Source organism: Massilicoli timonensis (assembly GCF_900199515.1).
GTDB classification, from domain to species: Bacteria; Bacillota_I; Bacilli_A; order Erysipelotrichales; family Erysipelotrichaceae; genus Massilicoli; species Massilicoli timonensis.
Window position 1 is genome coordinate 818,065 of the sequence record NZ_LT963434.1, and the last position, 23,947, is coordinate 842,011.

General features: G+C 44.0%; 23 protein-coding genes. 11 read left to right on the plus strand and 12 right to left on the minus strand.

Going from position 1 to position 23,947, the window contains the following annotated elements:
* The first annotated feature begins 187 nt into the window (after window positions 1–187).
* Window positions 188–763 (plus strand): hypothetical protein, encoded by a 576-nt coding sequence (locus C1712_RS06060; RefSeq protein ID WP_102267708.1) that lies wholly within the window; start codon window positions 188–190, stop codon window positions 761–763.
* 127 nt (window positions 764–890) lie between these two features.
* On the opposite strand, the gene C1712_RS06065 is transcribed toward C1712_RS06060, so the two are convergent.
* The 4 genes from C1712_RS06065 to C1712_RS06080 form a co-directional block, all read right to left on the minus strand.
* Window positions 891–1,763 (minus strand): YitT family protein, encoded by an 873-nt coding sequence (locus tag C1712_RS06065; protein WP_102267710.1) that lies wholly within the window; start codon window positions 1,761–1,763, stop codon window positions 891–893.
* 159 nt (window positions 1,764–1,922) lie between these two features.
* Window positions 1,923–3,338 carry an amidophosphoribosyltransferase gene (locus C1712_RS06070; protein WP_102267712.1) on the minus strand — a complete coding sequence of 472 codons (1,416 nt, stop codon included), beginning with the start codon at window positions 3,336–3,338 and terminating at the stop codon, window positions 1,923–1,925.
* Between the two features lie 258 nt (window positions 3,339–3,596).
* On the minus strand, window positions 3,597–4,532 hold the full coding sequence (locus C1712_RS06075) for a TIGR03943 family putative permease subunit (RefSeq protein WP_102267714.1): 936 nt from the start codon (window positions 4,530–4,532) through the stop codon (window positions 3,597–3,599).
* Window positions 4,529–5,521 carry a CobW family GTP-binding protein gene (locus C1712_RS06080; RefSeq protein ID WP_245858076.1) on the minus strand — a complete coding sequence of 331 codons (993 nt, stop codon included), beginning with the start codon at window positions 5,519–5,521 and terminating at the stop codon, window positions 4,529–4,531. Before C1712_RS06080 ends, C1712_RS06075 begins: the two co-directional genes overlap by 4 nt.
* 186 nt (window positions 5,522–5,707) lie before the next feature.
* Here C1712_RS06080 and C1712_RS06085 point away from each other — a divergent pair, with 186 nt between their 5' ends.
* From C1712_RS06085 to C1712_RS06095, 4 genes are all read left to right on the plus strand, one after another.
* Window positions 5,708–6,970, plus strand: a complete 1,263-nt coding sequence (locus tag C1712_RS06085) for a hypothetical protein (RefSeq protein WP_102267718.1) — start codon at window positions 5,708–5,710, stop codon at window positions 6,968–6,970.
* 16 nt (window positions 6,971–6,986) lie between these two features.
* Window positions 6,987–8,282 (plus strand): tetratricopeptide repeat protein, encoded by a 1,296-nt coding sequence (locus C1712_RS06090; RefSeq protein ID WP_102267720.1) that lies wholly within the window; start codon window positions 6,987–6,989, stop codon window positions 8,280–8,282.
* A 128-nt stretch (window positions 8,283–8,410) separates the two neighbouring features.
* Entirely contained in the window at window positions 8,411–8,548 is a 138-nt protein-coding gene (locus tag C1712_RS12665) for a hypothetical protein (protein ID WP_178200069.1), read from the plus strand.
* 336 nt (window positions 8,549–8,884) lie between these two features.
* Window positions 8,885–9,589, plus strand: coding sequence for a biosynthetic peptidoglycan transglycosylase (locus C1712_RS06095; protein WP_178200068.1), 705 nt, complete (start codon window positions 8,885–8,887; stop codon window positions 9,587–9,589).
* Between the two features lie 132 nt (window positions 9,590–9,721).
* On the opposite strand, the gene C1712_RS06100 is transcribed toward C1712_RS06095, so the two are convergent.
* The 4 genes from C1712_RS06100 to C1712_RS06115 all read right to left on the minus strand — a co-directional run bounded on the left by C1712_RS06100 (window position 9,722) and on the right by C1712_RS06115 (window position 14,243).
* On the minus strand, window positions 9,722–10,660 hold the full coding sequence (locus C1712_RS06100; RefSeq protein ID WP_102267724.1) for a Fic family protein: 939 nt from the start codon (window positions 10,658–10,660) through the stop codon (window positions 9,722–9,724).
* 359 nt (window positions 10,661–11,019) lie between these two features.
* On the minus strand, window positions 11,020–12,246 hold the full coding sequence (locus tag C1712_RS06105) for a glycoside hydrolase family 3 N-terminal domain-containing protein (protein WP_102267726.1): 1,227 nt from the start codon (window positions 12,244–12,246) through the stop codon (window positions 11,020–11,022).
* Between the two features lie 8 nt (window positions 12,247–12,254).
* Window positions 12,255–12,956, minus strand: coding sequence for a YjjG family noncanonical pyrimidine nucleotidase (locus C1712_RS06110; RefSeq protein WP_102267728.1), 702 nt, complete (start codon window positions 12,954–12,956; stop codon window positions 12,255–12,257).
* Window positions 12,957–12,962: 6 nt separating this feature from the next.
* The gene (locus C1712_RS06115; RefSeq protein WP_219718843.1) at window positions 12,963–14,243 is read right to left on the minus strand and encodes an aminopeptidase P family protein; all 1,281 of its coding nucleotides are present in this window, start codon (window positions 14,241–14,243) and stop codon (window positions 12,963–12,965) included.
* A 161-nt stretch (window positions 14,244–14,404) separates the two neighbouring features.
* On the opposite strand from C1712_RS06115, the gene C1712_RS06120 reads away from it, so the two are divergent.
* From C1712_RS06120 to C1712_RS06145, 6 genes are all read left to right on the plus strand, one after another.
* The gene (locus C1712_RS06120; protein ID WP_102267730.1) at window positions 14,405–15,775 is read left to right on the plus strand and encodes an aldehyde dehydrogenase; all 1,371 of its coding nucleotides are present in this window, start codon (window positions 14,405–14,407) and stop codon (window positions 15,773–15,775) included.
* Between the two features lie 18 nt (window positions 15,776–15,793).
* A complete protein-coding gene (locus C1712_RS06125) occupies window positions 15,794–16,648 on the plus strand; it encodes a YitT family protein (protein WP_102267732.1) in 855 nt (284 codons plus the stop codon).
* 16 nt (window positions 16,649–16,664) lie between these two features.
* Window positions 16,665–17,399, plus strand: a complete 735-nt coding sequence (locus C1712_RS06130) for an RsmE family RNA methyltransferase (RefSeq protein WP_102267734.1) — start codon at window positions 16,665–16,667, stop codon at window positions 17,397–17,399.
* 372 nt (window positions 17,400–17,771) lie between these two features.
* Complete coding sequence (locus C1712_RS06135) at window positions 17,772–18,404, plus strand: ECF transporter S component (protein ID WP_102267736.1); 633 nt, start codon at window positions 17,772–17,774, stop codon at window positions 18,402–18,404.
* A gap of 28 nt (window positions 18,405–18,432) precedes the next feature.
* Entirely contained in the window at window positions 18,433–19,629 is a 1,197-nt protein-coding gene (gene coaBC, locus C1712_RS06140; RefSeq protein ID WP_102267738.1) for a bifunctional phosphopantothenoylcysteine decarboxylase/phosphopantothenate--cysteine ligase CoaBC, read from the plus strand.
* Between the two features lie 10 nt (window positions 19,630–19,639).
* Window positions 19,640–20,416 (plus strand): type III pantothenate kinase, encoded by a 777-nt coding sequence (locus C1712_RS06145; protein ID WP_102267740.1) that lies wholly within the window; start codon window positions 19,640–19,642, stop codon window positions 20,414–20,416.
* 67 nt (window positions 20,417–20,483) lie between these two features.
* Here C1712_RS06145 and C1712_RS06150 read toward each other — a convergent pair whose 3' ends face one another.
* The 4 genes from C1712_RS06150 to C1712_RS06165 all read right to left on the minus strand — a co-directional run bounded on the left by C1712_RS06150 (window position 20,484) and on the right by C1712_RS06165 (window position 23,932).
* Window positions 20,484–21,662 (minus strand): ATP-binding protein, encoded by a 1,179-nt coding sequence (locus C1712_RS06150; protein ID WP_245858078.1) that lies wholly within the window; start codon window positions 21,660–21,662, stop codon window positions 20,484–20,486.
* Window positions 21,663–21,940: 278 nt separating this feature from the next.
* Entirely contained in the window at window positions 21,941–22,819 is an 879-nt protein-coding gene (locus C1712_RS06155; protein WP_102267744.1) for a YitT family protein, read from the minus strand.
* Between the two features lie 191 nt (window positions 22,820–23,010).
* On the minus strand, window positions 23,011–23,664 hold the full coding sequence (locus tag C1712_RS06160; protein ID WP_102267746.1) for an HAD family hydrolase: 654 nt from the start codon (window positions 23,662–23,664) through the stop codon (window positions 23,011–23,013).
* Window positions 23,665–23,674: 10 nt separating this feature from the next.
* Complete coding sequence (locus C1712_RS06165) at window positions 23,675–23,932, minus strand: HPr family phosphocarrier protein (RefSeq protein WP_102267747.1); 258 nt, start codon at window positions 23,930–23,932, stop codon at window positions 23,675–23,677.
* Window positions 23,933–23,947: the final 15 nt, after the last annotated feature.

A 23,947-nucleotide genomic window follows, 5' to 3' on the forward strand; every position in this document is an offset into this window, starting at 1 on the left:
GTTCATTTTTATACAATTATTCTTTTTTTCAGTACAGCTTATGGATAACGACAGTGCATTGACTGCTGTGATTCAAAGATGAAATCCTATCGTTCTGTTTTTCCTTTCTTTTTTTCGATCGAAATGGTATAAGCATACGATCTCTTTACCATACTAGCACTATCTGATAGGAAAAGAGGTTGTCGTTATGAAAAAAATGATCTTACTGTTGATTTTGCTTTTGCCGTTCATTCAGCCCGTTGCCGCTAACCATAACAGCGCTGTTTTATTGATTCCAAACAGCGATGATACTTATTATGTCATTGCCAATCAAGGCAGCGATTTTCAGATTTTAGCCATTCCCAAAAACAGCGCCATGCCGATTCCCTGCCTCCACGATCAAATTACCGATACGGCAGATTTCGCCGAAAATGAGACTGCTGTTTCCTGTATCAAAGAGGCGATCGGCGATGCTTTCTCCTTATCCATCGATCACCATGTGCTGCTCGATACCGAAGAAATGGCCGATCAGCTCGATCTGAAAAAGAATGCCAAGCAGGATCAGTTTGAACAGATCATCACCTACTTCAATGACGAAGCACACACGCTTTCCTTAAAAGACTGCTATGTTTTATATCAAAGCATATCCACCGATCTATCGATCTTTACGCTGTATGATTACTATCAGCTGTTTACCGATTCTGCTTTTCATTATGAAAAGCAAATGCCGTTTTTCCTTTATGCAGACAAGCAGATGATCCCACTTTCCTATTTGCCAAAGTAACAAGATCTTACGCAAATCATGCACTTGTGCCTTTTCCATCTATCTGCCTGTATCAAAGCAGTGAATAACGAAACTAAAAAACGATTCGCATGTCTGATCGAATCGTTTTTTTCTATATGCAGCTGTTTTATAAACGCTTTTCAAAATTGCCGCTGACACTCATTCCTTCATTAAAGATCACAAATGCCTTCGGATCAAGGGAATGGATCAGCTTCTTTAAGCGGCTGACCTCATATTTGGAAATGACCGTTACCAGCACATGGGTTTTCTCATTGGTATAAGAACCAAAACCATCCCATTTCGTAACACCGCGCACCATCGTTTGATTGATCAGTGTATCAATGCCATCTACTTTCGTAAAGATCATGACCGTCATATTGATATTTTGATAATGGATCTTATCCATCGCCGTTGACATGATAACGGAATAAATAATGGAATAAAGCGCCACCATCGGATTAAACAAGACCGCACAAAGCGCATAGACGATCAGATTGAATCCGGTAAACATCTTGCCGACACTGAAACCGGGAATTTTCTGCGTCAATAATACGCCGAGTATATCCGCTCCGCCGCCGGATCCCCCGCCGCGCAATACCAATCCGATGCCGACCCCGCAAAGCGCGCCGCCTACTAAACATGTCATCCACGCATCTTCTAAAAACGGCACTGCCGGAATCAAGATCGCCGTCAGGGTGATGCTTTGTACAACAACGCTCAACAGCGTTCTAAAGAAAAAGCGTTTTGATATATCCTTATATGCGATCATAAACAGCGGAATATTCAAAACAAAATTCAAGATGCCGGCAATTTCCACATTGGCGGGAATCGGGATATGCAAAATATCCATCAAAATGGTACGCACGATCTGCGATACCCCCAAAAGGCCGCCGCTGTAATACCCCATCGGCACGATAAACAGATTCATACCGGCCGCAAACAAGATCGAACCGATGACGACCGATAACAGTTCTTTCCACTCTACCCGCAGTTTTTCCATCTTTTCCCTACCTCATCTCATTTTCTATTTTTTATGGTCTATTTCATTATAGCACAGCGCTTCCAAAAGAAAACCGTTCTCTTTCGCAAATGATCGTATTCCATAAAAAAGATGATGGCAAACAAATGTTCGACACATCATCCCTTTTCCATATTCTATCTACTCTTTGCCATCAAAGCAATACGTACAGAGCTTACACTTCGGTAAACCGATCGATTCCACCATATCATCTAAACGATGAAAGCGCAGCGTCGTGAAGTTAGAGATCTTTCTGATTTCTTCACACATCTTCGCATAGCGTTCGCTGTTTGGATCGGCATATTCCTTCAAGATCTCATCGGTTACATGATCATGCTCCAAACGATGGATCACCCTTCTGGTAATGAGATCCATTTCCGAACTGGAACGGGAAAAGTTTAAGTATTTACAGCCGAACATGATCGGCGGACAGGCTGGACGTACGTGCACTTCCTTTGCCCCGCTGTCATATAAAAACTCGGTCGTTTCTCCTAACTGTGTTCCGCGCACGATCGAATCATCGATCAGCAATAATTTCTTATCATGGATCATTTCCTTGACCGGGATCAGCTTCATTTTAGCGATCATATTACGCTGTTTCTGACTTGCCGGCATGAAAGAACGCGGCCATGTCGGCGTATATTTGATAAAGGGCCTGGCAAAAGGCAGATGCGATTCATTAGAATAGCCGACCGCATGCGCCGTCCCGGAATCCGGTACGCCGGCAACACTGTCGACATGCACGCCTGCTTCCATATCGCGTCGAGCCAATAGCTTTCCGCATTCATTGCGCATACATTCGACATTGATGCCCTCATAGGTAGAAGTCGGATAGCCATAATAGACCCATAAAAATGAACAGATCTTCATTTCCTCCTGCGGCGCTTTTTTCTGTTCCACCTTCTGCGGCGTGATATACACGATCTCTCCCGGACCCAGATCACGATAATGATGATAGCCGAGATTCAAAAAGGCGCTGCTTTCAAATGTCATACAGTAACCGCTGTCCTTTTGTCCGATGATGACCGGTGTACGTCCATAGCGATCACGCATCGCATAAATGCCTTCTGCCGTCATCAGCAGAATGCTCATAGATCCCTTAACGATTTCCTGCACATAAGTAAGACCTTCTACAATGCTGTCCTTGTGATTGACTAATGCCGCCACCAGCTCCGTCGGATTGATGACCCCGCTGCTGGTCTCCAGAAAATGCGTCGCGCCTTTGGAGAAACAAAGATCACGCAGTTCCTCTAAGTTATTGATCCTGCCGACCGTCGTGATCGCAAAAGAACCAAGATGCGATTTTACCAATAGCGGCTGCGCTTCATTATCGGAAATACAGCCGATCCCCAAATTACCGTTAAACTCCTCAATGTCTTTCTCGAACTTCGTTCTGAACGGCGAATTTTGAATATTGTGAATGGCGCGGTTAAATCCTTCTTCGCCATGCACCGTCATACCGGCACGCCGCGTACCCAGATGCGAATGATAATCGACCCCGAAAAACAAATCCAGTACACAATCTTTCTTTGATGCAACACCAAAAAATCCACTCATTTGTCTGCTTGTCCTCCATCCTCATTCTCTTCCTGAAGATCCTAAAAGCGTACCATTCTTTTACGACCTTCACTTTGGCAAAGCACAGCATGAAGTTTTTTCGTCCATCGAAATCGATCGATGAAAAAGCAAACCGCATGTACCCTGTCCGTTTTTTACTTTTTTCTTGTTATTCAAAAATAACGTAATTATTGTAACACAAATTCAATGGCTTGTTTCCCTGAATTTATGTTTTTTTATGCCTTTGAAAGCGGTCTTTTATGTAAAATAAACATAATCCTCCAAGTGGGTGATGACCTTTCTTTCCGTTTCTTTGATCATACATACTTCTCCCCCGTAATCCGCATCATATGCGACGCTGATCGTGCCGCTGATCTGTAGCCATGTTCCCACTTCCGGCAGTTCTTGCTCTGTAAAGACCCATAAAGCGATCAGTGAAGTATCTTCACTGCAGCACACCATCGCTTCTCTGCCCAGCACATAGGCACTCGCCTGCGCTTTCGGCGATGGATACACCTTGGCCTGATAAGTGATCTGCTTGCCCTCATATTTGCGCGGATGTTCCAGCGCGTCCATATACCAGATGCCATAATCATGATCAGAAAGCGTAATAGATGAATCCATGGCAAAAGGCAGACTCGCTTCATGCAGCGGCTCGATCGTACCGTTTTCATTTTCATAGATGATCTGCGCACCGCGATTCATCGCCTTTATATTATTGCGTAAATAAAGCTGATTCGTCGTCCTGTTACAGCGATTGAAAATGATCGTTTCACTGTGCCGCAGCTGTTCATATACGATCTTGCGCATATTGGTCAAATACAGATCGAAGGTAGACGCATCGACCGTTGATAAGATCTGTACCAAGATCCAACGCAGCGGAAATACCAGATCCAAAAAGCGATCGACGCTCCACATGCCGTTCAGTTCTACCAGCACCCGATCAGGATGACAATGCTGTTCACACGCTTCCAAAAAATCCTCATTCAGTTGAGAAACGTCATCAACCATCACGATCTGCGCATTGACCTGCTTCAAAAAAGCGTCGTCATAGCCCTTTGTTCCTTCCTCGCATACCAAGATCAGATTTCTTTCATCACTTTGAAACTGCGGATCCAGCAAGGTTTCTTGAATCAGCGTCGTTTTCCCGCTTTCCAAAAAACCGCTGAACACATACAGCAAACACTCTTTCATGATCCTTCCTCAAACAGCTTGCGCAAAGCATCCTCATTCAGCTTAGCACCGATCACACAATAACGCCCCTGCTTTTGCGCCGTCGCGCATCGCACTTCATATTCATGCGGCGTTACATCAAACTGATAGGCTTCTTGCTCACCAAGTAAGATTCCCTTTGCCCGCAGCAGCGTTCCATAGCTTTCCTGCTCGGCCAGTTCCTGCGCAATATGCTTTACTTCTTCCTTCGTATAAAGTTTGATCGTTTCCCGGGCAAAAGAAGCAAACACCTCATCCGCATGATGATGGTGGTGCTTTTCATCATGTGCATGGTGATGATGCGCATGTGCTTCTTCCTGTGAGAAATGATGATATTGCTTCCGCTTAAAATGGGCAAACAGATTTTGCCATGCCCTTTGATCCAGTTCCTCCCAAGGGGTCGTACAGATCGCCGTTTCTTCACAAATTCCACGCACGACCATGACTGCCTCGCTGATCTCTTCTGCGGATGCGTACTGCGTCCTGCTTAATAATACACCGTCCGCATATTCGATCTGATCGCGAAAAAATTCCCCGAAGTTTCTGGCATACAGTTTCCCTTTCTTTACATCCACCACACAAAGTGCTTTATCGATCATTAAGCGCGCATCCGCTTCTTTGACCGCCTTTAATACATCGGAAAGCTTTCCCACACCGCTTGGCTCAATGATGATACGATCAGGATGAAACTGCTCCAATACCTGTAACAGCGCCGTTTTGAAATCACCGACCAGCGAACAACAAATACAACCGCTGTTGATCTCCTTGATCGCAATGCCGGTATTTTCCAAAAAAGCTGCGTCAATTCCGATCTCGCCAAACTCATTTTCAATCAATACGATCTGCTCTTTCGCATACAGCTTTTTCATAAACTCACGAATAAGCGTCGTCTTTCCCGCACCTAAAAATCCCGAAATAATCGTAACTGCCGTCATTACCCGATGCCTCTCTTTCCTATTCAACTGTATCATTATAACACTGATTTATCTTTTTCAGTGATCGATCCGCTTTCTTTTTTCTGCCTTTGCCCCACTTATTCGCCTGAACCGCTATTTTCTCTTATCTGTAGGATTTCTTTTTTGTTTTCTTGTGATACAATATGATTACTTTTCATACGTTTATGACATAACGATTCTATATTTAAGAGAGGTATTGCTATGAGCAAGTTATCAAAATCTATAAAACCAACCATCGGACAGCTGATCGCTTATTATCACCAAAAACGCTATCCTCACCAAAACATCACCGATTTCATTCAAGATGGACAACCTGACATGATCTGTACCCGCAGCGTTTATTCTCGTATGACGCACCATGTTCCGGTCAAATCGGAATATTATGTACGGCTCGCCGATAAACTCGGATTTTCTCTTGTTTATGATGCGCAGCTCGATGAACAGATCAAAGCCTTCTATTCCAAACTGCTGCTCTTGTTTTATCAGGATTTAACCGCATTCAGAAAGAAATTGGAGGACTGCCGGCGTTTGCTTGCTTCAAAAGAGGATGATCTTTATTTTCACGGTCATCTGCTTTTGTTTGAAACGCTTTATCAGATCAGTGATCCGCATGTTTTCTACACCAAAGAAATAAATACGCTGTGTGACATCTCCTTTCTTTTCCAAGGCGATGCAATGCTGCTTTTTCATTATGTTCTCTTTGAATATTTATTTCATATTCGCTATGACTTCAAGCAAGCCGATTTTTGCATACAAGTATTAGGCTTTGACAAACAGGTCGTTGAGCCGATCCATCAGCTTATCTATGCGCGTTATCTCGTTAATCGCTATGATACGCTGACTGCTTATCAGCTGTGCCGAAAAGTACAGGTCTTCGCATCGGAAAACGGCTATGCCCATCTATATGATGAAACGCTTTTATTGCAGGCAATGGTGGATATGGAATTAGATCACACGGCGTTTTTTGCCCGCATGCAAAGCATCAGTGCCGATCTTCGCTTACTGCGTCCCAGCCAAAAGGTCATGGTGTATCAGTTATATGCCTATACTTATTATTTAGAACAGCAGTATGAACAGGCTTTCGCCGCATTAGATCGGATCTATCATCATTATCCCGATCAGTTGATTTACGTTTTTCCTTATTATGCGTATTTTGCGAAACTGATCCATTTGCCTAACGCGCAGTTATTACAGATTACAAAAGAAATCATCGCTTCCCATCCGGATGAACAGCAGCGGTTGCCTTATCTGCATTATATGGAAGCAAAGCTCACCCAACAAAACCCAACCCGCTTAAAGCACGATTTATTGAAACTTTGTCCGTTCTACTTAAAGGGCAGTTATCATCGTGCATTGATCGTCGATGTGTTTCAAAGCGAAATGGAAGAATTATGCCAGCTTCGCAATTCCAATCAATCCCGTTTCCGGTTAGAAAGAGCCATCCAGCAATACTGTAATTTCTAAGAAGGCAAGTTATGATATGAAACAAAATACACCGGTCAGGATTGCGGAAGCACACCTGCCTATGATTATGTTTCTGATTGAATACCACCGCCAACAGTTGCTCGAAATGACGAAAAGTCCCCGTTATACCAAATCCCGGTTTCTATTAGATGCGCATAGCATGCGGATCTGCACCGGTAAAAAGTATCATGATCTATGTAATGGGAAACTGAGCGACAACTATGAGATCTATCATTTACTGTTGAAGAACTTAAATACCTGCTATTACTATCTGCCTTCCCTCATTGCTTTGTTAAATGAACTCCATTCCTGTATGTTTTTGGCAGCGGAACAACAAAAGAAAGCAAAGCTTGTTGATCTGGCCAATCAGGCAGTACGGTCATTGAAGCCGTATCGCACTTCTGTCTACTATCGTGAAATGGAGAAGATGTATTTGTTAATTGCCCATTATCATGAAAATCTATCCGTCGATCCTGCCGATATCCATCTTTTCTACGACATCAAAGCGTATATAGACCCGCTGTTGAAACCGATCTTGTTGGAAATCGGCTGTTATTATTTCAGTATGGTGGCATACAGTCAAACACATTATATGAATCTATTGCATGACGCACAGCAATTAGAGATGAACAGCATCGTATTGGATCTTCTGAAATGTACGGCTCTGATTCGCAAGAATGAGCATCTGAAAGCAATCGCCAAATTAGAAGCGCTGCTCCCTGTTTTGAAAAGACAGAACGCTGAGTATTATCTGGCAAAAGTGTATAACATGTTAAGCATCTCTTATCATTATTTTAATAAGACATCTTCCATAGAGTATCTGCATAAATCAATCATACTGTTGGAAAAGCAGAAGCAGTATCATTTGCTCGGATCTTCTTATCACAATATGGCAGTTACCTATGTTGAGCTAGGCTATTATGCAGAGGCACTATCGGCTTTTAAGCAAGCTATCTTGTATAATCCACGCAAATCTATTTATGATCTTCCCTATTTATTCAGATGTCTTGAACATAACAAAACACTATTAAACAAACAAGCGCTATTTGATATTCTTACATGTGCTAAAACCTATCTTGATCAAGTAACCCCATGTTTACAATTAGTCTACTTATTCTATGAAGCAATAATAAATAATGAATACTCTTACATTACATCTGTTTTATTACCAAAATTTTACTTTTTTCAAAATGAAATCAGATGTAATGCCTTTTATTTCAGTATCGTTTTCGACCATCTATCTCAGATCTGCATACGCTGCAATAAACAAAAATATTTTTATAAACTTTACGAAAAAGTCATGAACAGCTGAACATACTCCCGCTATTTTATGCAATTTTACCTAATAATTGTAAAATATCTTATGAAAATAACATGAATTTCCACTTTTCATCTACTCCGAGTGTAATTGCATATACTTATGAGCGGGAGGTGAATCTAATGCGGAAATGGTTATCAGCTTTCTTTTTGACTGCTGTTCTTGTTTCACCGTTGCTCCTCAACGCAAATAACGAATCGCAAGATGCGCCGGAATTATGCGCAGGAAGCAATGGGATACTTGAACAAGGTATTTTCTAGTTCAATGCTAAAGCGTCATTGAGAAACAGTTTTGGGGGAGATTCAACATATTTTCAAAGCGTAAAATATGTTTACTTAAATCATGAATGAAACTGATCTTCTCATCCTATGACCTGATCAAGATAAATGGCAGTGAATAACACTACGATCATAAAGCAAAGCAATTTATCTGATCGTCAGGCCATAAAAACAAGATGAGAAAATGATAGAATTGACGGGGATCAATGATTTCATTTTCTCTTTTTATTTTGCAATCGGCAAGTATGAAAACGAGCATATTCTCATCTTTCTTTTTTCATGTTATAATACACTCACTGAAAAAAAGGAGGTATCCTTGTGAAACGCTACCAAAAAGCGATCCTCTCAGTCGCAGCAGTCTTGCTTCTCGTCTTAGCCGGCTTGCTGATCAGCGGCTATCTAAAATATAAAGAACTGATCAATGAACGCCCTTTGGCAGCAGTGATCTCACAAGCAAAAGAAAATCCTTCCTATGTAGAAATCGAAGAAATCGATCCCTTTTTCATAGAGGCGATCTTAGCGATCGAAGATCCTGCCTTTTATGAACACGGCGGGATTCGTTTAAGCAATATCATTGAAGCCTTTTTTACCAATGTAATAGAACATGAGTATGCGATGGGTGGCAGTACCATCTCGCAGCAGTTATGTAAAAACTTATATTTTAATCAGAAGAAGCAGCTGCTTCGCAAAGTCAGTGAATTATATTTCGTACATGATATCGAAAGCATGTTAGAAAAAGATGAAATACTGGAGCTGTACCTGAATGTCATTTATTTCGGTGATGGCTATTATGGAATCAAAGAAGCCTGCGAAGGTTATTTCCATACGACACCGGATCAACTGACAAAGGCACAGGCGACCATGCTTGCGGGATTACCACAGGCACCTGCCAATTATCAGTTGAGCGATGGTTATGAACTAGCAAAAAAGCGGCAGAAACAGGTACTGGAAGCGATGGTGGAACAAGAGATCATCACTGAAAAAGAAATGCGGACGATTTATAAAGAAGCAGTGGAATCATGATAGCGATAAGCGGCAGATCTTGATCGACAGGATTGCCGTTTCATTATCATGATTTCGACCGAATCAATCACAAATTGGGGAGCGGATGCTGCTTTTGCAGCAAATGCTCCCCAATTCTATTTATAGTTGGTCTTACATTGTTTTCCAGCATCGTTCTTTCATAAAAGCGACAATAGCAGAACGATCCTCGCCCTCATAGTATTTCACAAGCAGTTTCTTAAATTCCGGAACTTCCTTTTCAGGAATCACCAAAAAGCCGCCTCCATGCGCAATCAGATAATGATTTGCGAAAATAACCGATGCGCGTTTATTGCCATCTAGAAAGATCTGTGTTTTCATACAATATAGACACAGGTTGATTGCAATATTGATAATTTCATCGTTTGCTTCCGTAATCTCGCGAATTTTATTTTTAACATCTATCTCATTAGGCAATGGCGGAATATAGGATGAACCGCCAATGGTGACCGGAACCCCGCGGATCCGTCCACCTTCTGCAAAAAAGCCTTCATTGACAAGCCTTGCAATATAACTAAGCATATAGTAATCAGAATGGCTTGCGACGACATCACGATCGAGAATAAACTCCCATGCGTGTTTCAAATTCAAGATCTTTTGGACATCGGTTGCATTCATGCCGAAGACCTTTCCGTTTTCTATGATTTCTTCTGTCTGTGGGAAAGAAGTTGCAATTCCTTCCAAAACCGCTTGATCATAGATATTTATTTTCATATGGGCGCGGGCAAAGGCAATGTTATTGATTATATCGGCAGTCAGCCCGTCTTCCACATATCCGACAGCAGCAAGCTGTTTTTCAATGTTGCGAATTTCTTTCTTAATCTCTCTGGCTTCTCTGGCATTGCGAAGAAGCAGATTATAAAGTTCTTCCGTATATGTTCCTACATAGATGGAAGTCAATTTTCCCGCGGTTCGCTTTCTAACATAAAGATAGGTTCCGCTACCCTGCTTTTTGATTTCCGGTGTTCCATCATAAGGCAATAGACGCAGTCTTGTTTGAAGATCTGCACGAGTTCTAAGTAATTCCTGAATTTCATGATATGCGGCTGCCATAACAGCACCTCCTTTTAGGGAACAAATCTCATATAAACTATAACAAAAAATTCCCTAATTTTCAACCTCTTTTAGGGAACTTTTCATTGTTTATTTAAGTTAAAATGTTCCCTAATACATGCAGGGGAGCCTATCATCAAGATATGCCATTTCATCATAAAGCAAGATTTTTTTATTCCTTATTATCTGATTTTAATTACGTTTGCCTCAGTCAAATCAACGATCTTTTTCTCCCTAAATCAAATATGATGTGTGCCTGCCCGTATATAAGGACAAAAACGACACCGCAACCGATGCCGTTTCCTTATCAATTTTGCTGCTTACACTTTTTATGCAAGGCAGAAAACAGAACTGCTGTTTTACGATTGTTCCAAAGGAATGATTCCGCGATTGATCTTCATTGCCAAGATGCGTTTGACACTTTCATCAATACGAGCCTGCGACAGTTCTCCCTGTTCCAGCGCATTTTGCAGCGCGGACACAGCCTCCTGCGGATTATCCGGACATAACAGCAGATCTACCCCTGCCGATATCGCCCGCACTGCGATTTCTCCACTGCTGTAATAATCGCTCATTGCCCCCATCTGCAAGCCGTCGGTAATGACGACCCCTTCAAAATGCAGTTCCTTACGCAATAGATCCGTAACGATCTTGCTTGAAAACGGAGCCGGCTGATCATCAATATCCGGCAAGATCAAATGTGCGATCATTACCATATCACTGCCGGCTTCTATGCCGGATTGAAACGGCAATAATTCATTCCCACGCAGTTCATCCAGCGACTTATACACATAAACCGCACCCAGATGCGTATCAGCCGAAGTATCACCATGTCCCGGAAAATGCTTCAATGCCGTACCGACACCGCCATCGTGAAACCCTTGTACCGCCGCTTTCACCAAGACCCCTGCCTCATGAAAATCATCGCTGTACGCCCGATCACCGATGACCGTATTGGCCGGATTCGACCACACATCTGCCACCGGTGCCAAATCAAAATTAAAACCGAGCGCTTTCATATCGGAAGCGATCGTAAACGCATTTTGATAAGCGACATCGCTGCCTTGATCCTTATAGTTTAACATCGGTCCGATATAGGTCGTCGATACGCTGTCCATCAGTCGATTGACCCGACCGCCTTCCTCATCACAAGTCAAGATCAGCGGGATCTTCGCATAGCTCTGCAAATTGGTCAGCATCGTCCTTACCTGCTCCTGACTGATGAAATTTTGACGACTGTATAAAATACCGCCGACCGGCATTTTCGCTAACGCCTGTGCGCTGACATCCGATGCAGCCGTTACCGGTCCCACACCGGTCAAGCTCTCCGGACTGACGATCAACAGCTGACACAGCTTCTCATAAGTCGTCATCTCCCGCATCATTCTTTCCGCCTGTTTTTCGATTTGTTGCTTGCGCAGCGTCGCCGCATCGGTTACAGGTGTTTCCTGTTTCTTTTTTTCTTCCTGCTTCACTGCTTCTTTTTCAGGCGCTGTCGGTGTTTCTTCCTTGCCGAAAAAACCGCACGCCGTACAGCTAAGCAACAATGCCGTCATAAGCAGCATACGAATGTGCTTTCTTTTCATAAATGCTTTTACCTCTTTTCACTTCCATATAAAATATCAAATAATGCGCGCAGATCATCAATTTCGTAAGTGAGTGGCAAATGCCCCTTATTTTGCTTATGATGAGGATTAAACCAGCATACATCATAGCCGGCATGGATCCCGCCCGTCATATCCGAAGCGAGCGAATCGCCGATCAACAGCACCTGATCATGTGCAAAATCAGGAATACGCGCTTCCACATACGTAAAATACTCCTTCTGCGGTTTTTGATAACCGCTTTCTTCCGATACAAACATCTTCTTGATATAAGGCTTCAAGGCAGATCGATCTAAGCGGCTTCGCTGGGTCTGGGCAATGCCGTTGGTAACCAAATAGAGATCAAAATCTTCAGCCAGTCTTGCACATACCGCTAGCGCATCCGGCAAAAGATCACTGCCTTCTCCCAAATAGCGCAAATATTCCTCATTAAATAAAGTGCCGTCATAGGCGATCTGATACTGTTGAAACAGGCGGGTAAAACGCTGGGATTTGATCGCCTCTTTGTCGATCAGTCCCTTTTCAAACGCTTGCCACAATTCTGAATTGATCTTTTTATAATCTTGTTTGATTGCTTCATCATGTGGAAAACCGTGCATCTGCAATGCTTTGTCTAATGCCTGCTCTTCCGCCTTCTGAAAATCAAACAGAGTATCGTCGGCATCAAACAGTAAAATACGATATGGCTTCATAACGTCTTATGCTTCTTTCTTCGCCTTTGCCATAAACGATTCGATCTCTTCCACGCTTTTCAAGATACCTTCCGACAGATCGATCGCCCCGGTTTCCGTGATCAGAATATCATCTTCGATGCGGATACCGATGCCTTCTTCTTCCACATAGATGCCCGGCTCTACGGTAATGACCATGCCCGGTTCTAACACCTGCTCATTTCGCAGGCTGATATCATGCGTATCTAATCCCAAATGATGAGAAACGCCATGCCAATAATAGTCTGCTACTTGCTTGCCGTTTCGATCTAATCCCAAGCGATGCAGATTCTCTTCATAATGGCGGATGACCATATTTTGCAGATCGCGCAGTTCCATTCCCGCTTTCGCTGTATGGATGATCTTTTCCTGTATTTCCAAGACCAGCTCATATAATTCTTTCTGCCGCGGTGTGAATTTGCCGTTTACCGGGAACGTGCGGGAAATATCGGCACAGTAATGCTGATGGGTGCTGCCCAGATCCAATAATACCAGTTCGCCGTCTTTTACGATCTGGTCATTGTCGCTGTAATGCAGCGTTGTCGCCCTTGCTCCGCCGGCTACGATGCTCGGAAACGCATGCTCTTTTACGCCCTGCTTTGCCAGTGCAAAATCAAATGCGCCCTCTAATGCCCGTTCATTGACTCCCGGCTTGGCATAGGCCATCAATTCCTCGATCGCCTGCTTGGTCGTCTGCTGGGCTTTTCGCATACAAGCGATTTCCGCCTTTGATTTCACAATACGCAAAGCCACCAAACGATCATAAATATCGCTGATCCAGCAGTCCGGATACTGATGACGAACATAAGCCGCAAACGCATGCGCCGGCGTATCGTCCTGATCGACACGATATTTCCATAAATCTAAGCCGAATGTCAGCGGACAGCCGTCACGATGATAAACGATCTTATCATGCAGATGTTCCTTCAGTTGTTCGATCGGATAAACCGCGTCCACTCCGCTGATTTCCATTGCTTCTTTCTCTTTCATGCGCGGACCGACCCATTTTGCCAATTCTGCATCATATGGCGGAATAAATAATTCACTTTTGACCTCACCCTGCAAGTTGTGCATGAGCAATACCATATCCGCACGGTCAATACCGCATAAATAATAAAAACTACGATCTACGGAAAACGGATATTCCTCATCCGCACTGCGCATGATCGTCTTGCCCGAAAAAAGCAGCACGACACTTTTTTCATCCATCTGCTCCATCAGGGCAAGTCTGCGTTCTTGATATAACGCAGCGGTAATCATTTCATTCATAAATTCACTTCCTTTTTTAGTATCATACCATAATTTATGACTTTCCACCACTTAGACGGATCTTTTATGATACAATAACCATAGTGCATGGAAGATCATGAAAATGATGATGAACGTGATGATATCAGATCAGCTATGCGAATGAAGAAAAGAGGGATCGTATGGAACTGCGGCAGCAATTGGAAAGACAGCGTCAGTATTTTCAAAGCGGACAGACAAAGTCTTATGCGCATCGAATGGCGGCATTAAACAAGATCGAAGCCTGGATCCATAAGCATGAAGCAATGATTCAGGACGCTTTATATCAGGATTTGCGAAAAGCACCGAGCGAAGCATATATGAGCGAGATCGGCATGACGCTGAGTGAACTGCGTTTTCAGATGAAGCATCTGCGCAAATGGATGAAGCCGGTATCGGTGCCAATGCCGCTTGCCCATTTTTACAGCCGCGGTTTTTATGATCATGAACCATATGGGGTCGTATTGATCATGGCGCCTTGGAATTATCCTTTTTTGCTTTGCATGGAGCCTTTGATCGGCGCGATCGCGGCCGGCAACTGTGTGATCTTAAAACCATCTGCCTATGCGCCGCATACCTCTTCCCTACTGGCAAAGATGATAGAAGCATTATTTGATCCGGCATTTATCACTTGTATAGAGGGCGGCAGAGAAGCCAATACACAGTTATTGGAGGAGCGCTTTGACTACATCTTTTTTACCGGCAGCGTTGCCGTAGCAAAGACCGTCATGGAAAAAGCAAGCCGTCATTTGACTCCGGTTACTTTGGAACTGGGTGGAAAAAGTCCCTGTATCGTAGAGCGCAGCGCCCATTTGAAAAGTGCGGCGAAGCGCATCGTCTTCGGCAAGTTTCTCAACAGCGGACAGACTTGTGTAGCGCCTGATTACCTGCTGGTCGATGAAACGATCCAGGCGGCGCTGGTAAAGGAAATCATCACGCAGATCAAACTGGCATTTCCAAGTGATCCGCTTCAGGATCCCCATTTGCCAAAGATCATCAATGCAAAACATATGCGCAGGCTATGTGCTTTATTAAACGATCAATCCTTGTTATACGGCGGTAGATTTGATGAAGAGAAGCAGTTGATCGAACCGACTTTGGTGGAGTTGAATGATATAAACAATGTGCTGATGCAGGAGGAGATCTTCGGACCGATCCTGCCGATCCTTACCTATCAAAGTCTTCCTGAGGCCATTCAGCTGATCAAGAAGCAGGAAAAGCCGTTGGCGCTGTATTTGTTTACCCGAGATCGAAAAGCGGTGAAAAAAGTGCTTTCTGCCTGCAGCTTCGGCGGTGGCTGCATCAATGATACGATCATTCAGTTATCGACTTCCCGGCTTGGATTCGGCGGGGTCGGCAACAGCGGCATGGGCAGTTATCACGGCTATGAGAGCTTTCGTACCTTCTCGCATCGCCGCAGCATCGTCAAAAAAGCGATCAGGGCAGATGTGCCGGTGCGCTTTCGTCCTTATTCCAAAGCAAAAGATCAAATCATTCGGCGTTTTCTGAAATGATGCCGGAAAGGAGCCTATATGAAGCATAGCTTATTAGAACAATGTAAAACGATCATTCTGATCCTGATCGGCAATGCGATACTGGCATTTGCCATCGCGGCGTTTATTTTGCCGGCGCGCCTGATTGCAGGAGGAACGACCGGACTGGCGCTGCTCGGCGAACATTTTTTCGGTCTGCGCATTTCCCTCAGCGTATTGATCGTCAATATCGTCATGTTTGTGCTGGGCTTTTGGATCCTCGGTAAAAAGTTTGCCTTGACGACCATTTTATCCACCCTGATCTATCCGCTGTTTCTCGATGTGTTTTCTTCGATGGACGCATTACAGGATCTCAGCGATGATCTGTTGCTTTCAGCGGTCTATGCCGGTCTGTTGATCGGTGTTGGCATCGGACTTGTCATCAAAGCAGGCGCATCTACCGGCGGCATGGACATCCCGCCGCTGATCTTACAGAAGAAATACGATCTGCCGGTCAGTGTTACGCTTTATCTGTTTGATACGACGATCCTGCTCGCCCAGATGGCTTTTTCTTCCACCAGTCAGGTATTGCACGGAATCATGGTCGTTCTGCTTACCTCGCTTGTCATCAATAAAGTGCTGCTGTTTGGCAAAGGACAGATGCAGATGCTCATCATTTCCGATCGCTATGAGGAAATAAAAGATGCTTTCTTACATGATCTGGACTGCGGCGTTACGCTTGTGGATATTGAAACCGGTTGGGGAAAGGTGGCACAAAAGGCAGTCTTATCCGTATTGTCCCATCGTAAGCTGACCGAAGCAAAGCAGATCGTCATGCGCATCGATGACAAAGCATTTATGATGATCAACGAAACGACCGAAGTGCATGGGCGCGGCTATACCATTGCCCGCTAACAGAAAGGAGCTTGTTATGCAGCAGTATTTTGTAAAAGAGCACATTGTATTAGATCAGCCGATCCAAATGGATGACGAGGCGTTTCATCATATTTCACATGTGCTGCGCATGAAGGAAAACGACATCATTCGCTTATGTGATGAAAGACAGCTGTGCTATGCCCGCCTGCATTTTGAAAACGGTGCGGTTTATGCACTGCCTTATGAAAGGATCGAAGATAAGACCAAGACAGCGGTTCCCATCACTTTGGCAATGGGATTGATCAAAGGTGATAAATGGGATCTGCTGATCCAAAAGGCATGTGAGTTAGGAGTGGAACAGATCATACCTTTTACCAGCAGTCGCTGTGTCGTAAAAAACAAAGCGGAAAAGCAGGATAAAAAACTGACCCGCTGGAACAAGATCGCAAAGGAAGCATGTGAACAGTGCAAGCGCTCTGCTCTTGTGAAAGTACATGCGCCGATTCCTTTTGCGGAACTTACAAAATGGACGCAGCCGAATGCCTTAAAGTTGATTGCCTATGAAGACGCGGATCTGGAAGGGCAGCATCTTGCATCATTATTGGCGCAGCACAAAAAACCTTCGCATGTGCTGATCGTGATCGGTGCGGAAGGCGGTTTTGCCAAGGAAGAAGTGGAACTGCTGCGGCAACATGATTTTGCCTGTGTATCGCTGGGAGGAAGAATTCTACGGGCGGAGACCGCTGCCTTTTATGCTTTGTCTGTCATTTCTTTTTATTACGAATTATGATCATAGACATCATTGGAAAAACGCTTTGTGTATGCTTGATTCCCATGATGTTTTTTTATTGACTGGTATTGATAGAACAGGTATGCATCCATTACCCAAAGATGCGGCATAGTAAAAGATCAGCAGCTTCAAAACAAGGCAGAAAAGGCTCTTTTTAACAGTCTTAATTGCTATTGTACTCTTTTCTAAAAAGGTATATAATGTATAAGCCAAAAAATATTTTTTTCACAACTACTGATTCCGAGAACGTTCTCCTTTCCTGATTAGGGCAGAATAATCGTGAGGACGATGAACAGTAAGTATCTGTCTGTGCTTAAAATACGGCATTTTTATATGCGCTACATCTTCTATGAGTAGCAGCGGAGGTAAGTTATGAAACAAAAACAAACAACGACAATGGCGTTTTATGCCCTGTTTGTCGCGATCGAGCTGGTGCTGATGTTTACGCCGCTTGGCTTTATTCCTCTAAGCGCCATCAAGATCACGACGATGCACATTCCCGTTATCATTGCGGGAATCGTATTAGGCGTAAAAGGCGGCAGTCTGATTGGGGCGGTATTCGGGATCTGTTCGGTGATCAACGCCACGATCAACCCGGTGCCTACTTCATTCGTCTTTACTCCTTTTTACAGCATCGGAGCAGTCAGCGGCAATTTCTACTCCTTGCTCATTGCCATCGTACCGCGTATCATGATCGGAGTCGTCAGCGCCCTGCTGTATCGTTTCTTGAAAAATTTACGCACCAATGATTCCATCGCAACGGTAATCTGCGGATTTGCCGGCTCAATGACAAATACGGTCTTAGTAATGGGCGGCATCTATTTATTTTTCGGTCCGGATTATGCGGCGGCGCTTGATATGAGCTACGATCTGCTGCTCGGCGCAATCATGGGCATCGTTACTTATAACGGCGTGATCGAGGCAATCGCAGCGGCAGTCATGGTCTGTGTGATCTGCAAAGCGCTGGCGCCTATGACACGCAAATACTTTCATACAAACGCTTAACAACACTGAAGACAGCGAGGTAAAACAAATGGAAAAGAAAACGGTCCTGCTTGGCATAAGCGGCGGTATTGCGGCTTTCAAAAGCGTTCAATTAACAAGTGATCTGATCAAAAAAGGCTATGATGTCGAGGTCATCATGACCCCGCACGCATGTGAATTTGTAAAGCCGTTAAGCTTTGAGGCTTTGACCAATCATAATGTTTGCGTCGATATGTTCGATTCGCATGTCGTGCGCAGCACCAAACACATTTCACTAGCCAAAAAAGCAGATGTCTTTATGATCGTACCGGCGACTGCCAACGTCATTGCGAAAATCGTACATGGAATTGCGGATGATATGTTGACGACGACTTTTTTAGCGGCAACCTGTCCTAAGATCATCGCTCCGGCAATGAATACCAATATGTATGAAAATCCGATTACCCAAAACAATCTGGCGCTTTGTCGATCTTATGGCTATCACGTAGTCGATGCCGCAAACGGCTTTCTGGCATGCGGGGATCATGGAAGCGGGAAACTCGCTGATCTTTCGATCTTGATGGAGGCGATCGAAGACGCTTTACAGACGGAAAAACCGCTGCAAGGCAAAAAGGTCGTCATTACCGGCGGGCCGACACAGGAAGCGATCGATCCGGTTCGCTATATCACCAATCATTCGTCCGGGAAAATGGGACATGCTTTGGCAGTTGCCGCAAAGCGTCTAGGCGCATCGGTAACTTACATCCACGGACCGATCAATCTGCCTGCGGTATATGGGGCAGACGATGTCGCCATTACCAGTGCACAGGAACTGTTCACCGCCGTAAAAGATACTTATGCGGATGCTGATTTTATCATCATGGCGGCGGCGGTCGGCGATTACCGCTGTTCTTCCATTGCAGCTGAAAAAATCAAAAAGAACGATGCTGTTTTGACTTTAGAATTAACCAAAAATCCGGATATTCTCGCATGGCTGGGCGAACATGTTTCCGCCAAATGCGTCTTATGCGGATTTGCGATGGAAACACAGGATCTGTTAGCGCATGCGACCGACAAATTCAAAAAGAAACACTGTGATCTGTTAGTTGCCAACAGTTTGAAAACAAGCGGCGCCGGTTTTCAGTGTGATACCAATATCGTTACGATCATAAGTGAAACACAGAGTGAAGAACTGCCGATCATGGATAAATCGGCATTGGCCTATGAAATCTGGGAGCGTTTGATTGCGCTGTACCATAAGAAATGAGGAATTAGAAATGTTAGTAGTAGTTGATATCGGAAATACCAATATTACCTTAGGGATCTATGACGGCGATACGCTGCTCGGCAGTTTCCGCTTAACCACTAAATTGAAGCGTACCAGCGATGAATTCGGCTCTTCGATCCTGTCCTTTTTATCTGCGAATCAGGTTACGATCGACGAAATCGACGATGTGATCATCGCCAGCGTCGTTCCTAAGATCATGCACTCCTTTAATAACGGTGTACGCAAATATCTGAAAAAAGAACCGATCATCATCGGACCGGGCATTCGTACCGGCATTTCCGTACAAACAGACTCTCCGCGCACGCTTGGCGCCGATCGAATCGTCGATGCGGCAGGCGCTTATTATACTTATGGGGGACCGGTGCTTGTCATTGATTTCGGTACTGCTACCACATATGACTACATTGCGGCTGATACGACCTTTCAATACGGTGTGATCGCACCCGGCATTGAGATCAGTGCACAGGCGCTTTGGACCCAAGCTGCCAAGCTGCAGGAAATCGAAATCAAGAAGCCGCGTTCGATCTTATGTAAAAATACCGTTTCTTCCATGCAGGCCGGCTTGATCTACGGCTACATCGGACAGGTAGAATATATCATCAAAGAATTTAAGCGCGCGCTCAAGACCGATATGAAAGTCGTAGCGACCGGCGGTTTGGGACGAATCCTCTATAAAGAAACCGATCTGATCGATCTCTATGATCCGGATCTGACATTCAAAGGCTTAAAGATCATTTACGACAAATGCACCGGAAATGACCGCTGATAAAAACCTTCTATGCACAGAAAAGAAAGTACTGTTCATAGAAGGTTTTATTTTATATCTTGTTTCCTCAATATTGTTCACATAGGAGAAAATCTGCCAAATACACGATTTTGATCCCATTGCTATTTCCCGCCGCAAATTCATCTAAGGTAACAACATATTTTGGATAATGATCCTTTATTGCAAGAAGATTGGCAATTTCCCGATCAGATTCTTCCGGCAATTGCCGGCACACTTGCACATAGATCCGTTCATCACGCCGCACTGCAACAAAATCAATTTCCTTTGTACCATGCTTGCCGATATAGACATCATAGCCTTTTCGGCGCAGCTCAAAATAGACGATATTTTCAAGCATTGCCGCAAGTGATTTCGGATTGAATCCCATGATGCAGTATTTCAGCGATGAATCGGCAAGATAAAATTTCTCTTGTGTTTTCAAAACTGATTTTCCCTGTAAATCGTAGCGACGACAGCGATAGATGATAAACGCTTTTTCCAGCCACTCCAAATAGTTATACACAGCTTCAACAGACAAAGAACGGCCTTCACTCTTCAAAAACTTCACGATCGCATTGGCAGAAAAAGTTTTACCGACATTTTCAACAATGTAGAGAACGACCCGATTAAACAGATCATAATTCGTAATCGCATGCCGTTTTGTAATATCGCTTGTAATGACAGAATGATAGATCCCTTCTACGATCTGATAAGCAGAGCCTTCATCGAAATCACCGATCGCAACGATCGGAAAGCCGCCCATACGAATATAATCAGATAAGTGTTCTCTTATCGAAAGACTGCTTTCTTTCTTAAATGCCAAATATTCAGCAAAGGACAGCGTATAAACCGGAATGGAAATATATCTGCCTGTGAGATAAGTTGAAATTTCACTTGCCATCAGTTTAGAATTAGAGCCGGTTACATAAAGATCGACGTTTTCATCTTCAAGCAAGCTGTTGATCGCTTTTTCCCAGCCGCTCACTTCCTGCACTTCATCAAGAAGCAGATAATACCGCCCTTCTTTATTCATCTGTTTTTTGATACCGTCATACATTTCTTTATCGCTCATTCCCGCGTCAAAATCTTCTGCGGTATAACGCATACTGATAATATGATCTGCGGCAATACCGCTTTCCAATAAGTCATTACGCAACATTTCTAAAATGGTGGACTTGCCGCAGCGACGAATGCCCGAAAGAATTTTTACTAAGGGAACGTCACGATACGTTTTTAATCGTTTCATATAATATGGTCTTATGATCATCTTATCATCTCCCTATTTCTTAATCAGAGTATAACCAAAAACTTATAAAATAACAATAGTTTTTACTGATAATCCGAAAAAACTTTAATTTTTATTATAATTTTTATCATATATCCGCATAAATTGATCATACACCGAAAAGTTTCCGCTGTATCAATGCGCATCATTTTTCCATATAAAATCCCACCGACACAGACACCTTTTTGTATCACTGCGTTAGTGGGATCTTATCCTTACAATTCCTTTGTTTCATACGATCATGATAATCGCTTCTGAAAATTACCGCTGACGCTCATGCCCTCATGGAAGATCACAAACGCATTCTCATCAATTTCATAAATGATCTTCTTCAATCGGCTGACTTCATATTTAGAAACGACCACGATCACGATATACGTTCCCTTCTCTGTATATGCGCCGTTTCCTTTCCAATACGTAACGCCTCGGCTCAAGCCTTCCATGATCGCTTTATAGACCCGCTCATCCTTTGTAAAGACCATGGCGGACATATTGATGTTCTGATAGTGAATGCGATCCAAGACAAAAGTCGTTACCGCCGAATACAGCACGGAATAAAGTGCGGTCGGCAGTTCAAACAGCACTGCGCATAGAATATAGATGCAAAGATTCAAAAGCAGAGACATTTTTCCGACGCTGAAATCAGAATACTTTGACGCGAGATAAACCCCTAAAATATCCGCGCCGCCGCTGCTTCCGCCGGCTCTCAGCGTTAAGCCGAGGCCAACCCCCGATATGATCCCGCCAAACAGACAGCTCGCCAGTACATCATCGACCAGTGCCGTTTTGGGAACACTGATCGCCGATAAGAATACGGTTGTAAAAAACAGCGAAACGACGGTCTTCCAGAAAAAACGGTGGCTGATTACCTTATAGGCCATGAACAGCAGCGGTAAATTGATCAAAAAGTTCAAAACACCGGAAATATCCATCCCACCGAACGTCATGCCGACACGCTGCAGCAAGGTACGAATGATCTGCGCAGCTCCAAGAACGCCGCCATTGTAAAAGCCAAGCGGCATGATAAACAGATTGACGCCGATCGCGAAGATCAATGTACCGCCAATGACTGTCATGACATCATAAAACTGGTCTTTCGGTTTCAGTTTGCTGTCCATACACACCCTCCATTTCTTCATCAGTATATCACAGAATGAATGGATTGTATCAGTTTTTTCAAGACGGGTCAAGCAAATGATGAAAGATCGTAACAGAACCGCTGTTTTACGATGTTTTTATGCCCAAAATGAGACGTAAACATTCTCTATACCCTTTTTTTCAAGACGTTCGTTTTTCCCTGACAACCGTTTTACACTTTTATTTTTCTCATTACCACCTGCAACAGATCATCCGGCTGTTGTAAGATAAAATCACAAGGAACCGGCTGATCGCTGACAGCGCCCCATTTGGCGAAAGCAAAAGCACAGCCTGCCGCTTTTGCGCACAGTGCGTCATTGATAGAATCACCGACAAATAAGATCTCACTTACATCACAGTGCGCCTGTTTTTGAATGAACCATAAAGAATCCGGCGCCGGTTTCGTATGCGCGATGCGATCATTTGTGGCAATCAGATCCTCCTCCAAAAGATCATACACATCCTGTAACTGCTGCTTGGCCAAAGTAAACCCTTCCCGATTGCGAGAGGTATTGATGCCCAAACGGATCCCATAGGCATGCAGGGTACGCATGACCTCCAAGATTCCATCAAAAGCAACGATATCTGACATAAAGTCATCTGCTTCCCCAAAACAGACCTGTTGAAACAAGGCTTGCTCTTCGGGCGGTATGTGCAGGTATGCACGCGTTTCCCGATCACTCATATAATAGCAGGGAATAAAGTGTTCATATGGCAGGGCTTTGCGATCTGGATACAGTTTATGATAGCCCTCATAAAGATGGGTGATCATCTTGCTGCAATCCATCAGCGTGCCGTCACAGTCAAATATCACGATTCGATACATAAGCATCCCTCTATAAATACTTTTGACAAAAATCGATCAATGCCTGACAGGCTGTTTCTTCCTGTTCGCCGTTGACGATGATGCAGATCTGCTCACCGTGGCGTATGCCCAGTTCGATCACATCGACGATCCGGGTTGCCACTGCCGATCGATCTTCTGAATGAATCGTGATTCTGCAAGCATAGCTTCTTGCTAATTCTGCCAGCTTAGCAGCGGGACGTGCATGTAATCCGAGCGGGTCTTTTATGCGATGGTACAGTTTTTTCATCTGATCCCTCCTTAT

Excerpts from the sequence above, each read along its gene's own strand:
- C1712_RS06100 (WP_102267724.1), bottom strand. The coding sequence starts at position 10,660 with ATGGCAGCCGCATATCATGAAATTCAGGAATTACTTAGAACTCGTGCA.
- coaBC (WP_102267738.1), top strand. The coding sequence starts at position 18,433 with ATGGAAAAGAAAACGGTCCTGCTTGGCATAAGCGGCGGTATTGCGGCT.
- C1712_RS12665 (WP_178200069.1), top strand. The coding sequence starts at position 8,411 with ATGCGGAAATGGTTATCAGCTTTCTTTTTGACTGCTGTTCTTGTTTCA.
- C1712_RS06070 (WP_102267712.1), bottom strand. The coding sequence starts at position 3,338 with ATGAGTGGATTTTTTGGTGTTGCATCAAAGAAAGATTGTGTACTGGAT.
- C1712_RS06135 (WP_102267736.1), top strand. The coding sequence starts at position 17,772 with ATGAAACAAAAACAAACAACGACAATGGCGTTTTATGCCCTGTTTGTC.
- C1712_RS06080 (WP_245858076.1), bottom strand. The coding sequence starts at position 5,521 with ATGATACAGTTGAATAGGAAAGAGAGGCATCGGGTAATGACGGCAGTT.
- C1712_RS06090 (WP_102267720.1), top strand. The coding sequence starts at position 6,987 with ATGAAACAAAATACACCGGTCAGGATTGCGGAAGCACACCTGCCTATG.
- C1712_RS06165 (WP_102267747.1), bottom strand. The coding sequence starts at position 23,932 with ATGAAAAAACTGTACCATCGCATAAAAGACCCGCTCGGATTACATGCA.
- C1712_RS06065 (WP_102267710.1), bottom strand. The coding sequence starts at position 1,763 with ATGGAAAAACTGCGGGTAGAGTGGAAAGAACTGTTATCGGTCGTCATC.
- C1712_RS06110 (WP_102267728.1), bottom strand. The coding sequence starts at position 12,956 with ATGAAGCCATATCGTATTTTACTGTTTGATGCCGACGATACTCTGTTT.
- C1712_RS06150 (WP_245858078.1), bottom strand. The coding sequence starts at position 21,662 with ATGAAACGATTAAAAACGTATCGTGACGTTCCCTTAGTAAAAATTCTT.
- C1712_RS06125 (WP_102267732.1), top strand. The coding sequence starts at position 15,794 with ATGAAGCATAGCTTATTAGAACAATGTAAAACGATCATTCTGATCCTG.
- C1712_RS06155 (WP_102267744.1), bottom strand. The coding sequence starts at position 22,819 with ATGGACAGCAAACTGAAACCGAAAGACCAGTTTTATGATGTCATGACA.
- C1712_RS06075 (WP_102267714.1), bottom strand. The coding sequence starts at position 4,532 with ATGAAAGAGTGTTTGCTGTATGTGTTCAGCGGTTTTTTGGAAAGCGGG.
- C1712_RS06085 (WP_102267718.1), top strand. The coding sequence starts at position 5,708 with ATGAGCAAGTTATCAAAATCTATAAAACCAACCATCGGACAGCTGATC.
- C1712_RS06115 (WP_219718843.1), bottom strand. The coding sequence starts at position 14,243 with ATGAATGAAATGATTACCGCTGCGTTATATCAAGAACGCAGACTTGCC.
- C1712_RS06130 (WP_102267734.1), top strand. The coding sequence starts at position 16,665 with ATGCAGCAGTATTTTGTAAAAGAGCACATTGTATTAGATCAGCCGATC.
- C1712_RS06120 (WP_102267730.1), top strand. The coding sequence starts at position 14,405 with ATGGAACTGCGGCAGCAATTGGAAAGACAGCGTCAGTATTTTCAAAGC.
- C1712_RS06105 (WP_102267726.1), bottom strand. The coding sequence starts at position 12,246 with ATGAAAAGAAAGCACATTCGTATGCTGCTTATGACGGCATTGTTGCTT.
- C1712_RS06145 (WP_102267740.1), top strand. The coding sequence starts at position 19,640 with ATGTTAGTAGTAGTTGATATCGGAAATACCAATATTACCTTAGGGATC.
- C1712_RS06060 (WP_102267708.1), top strand. The coding sequence starts at position 188 with ATGAAAAAAATGATCTTACTGTTGATTTTGCTTTTGCCGTTCATTCAG.
- C1712_RS06160 (WP_102267746.1), bottom strand. The coding sequence starts at position 23,664 with ATGTATCGAATCGTGATATTTGACTGTGACGGCACGCTGATGGATTGC.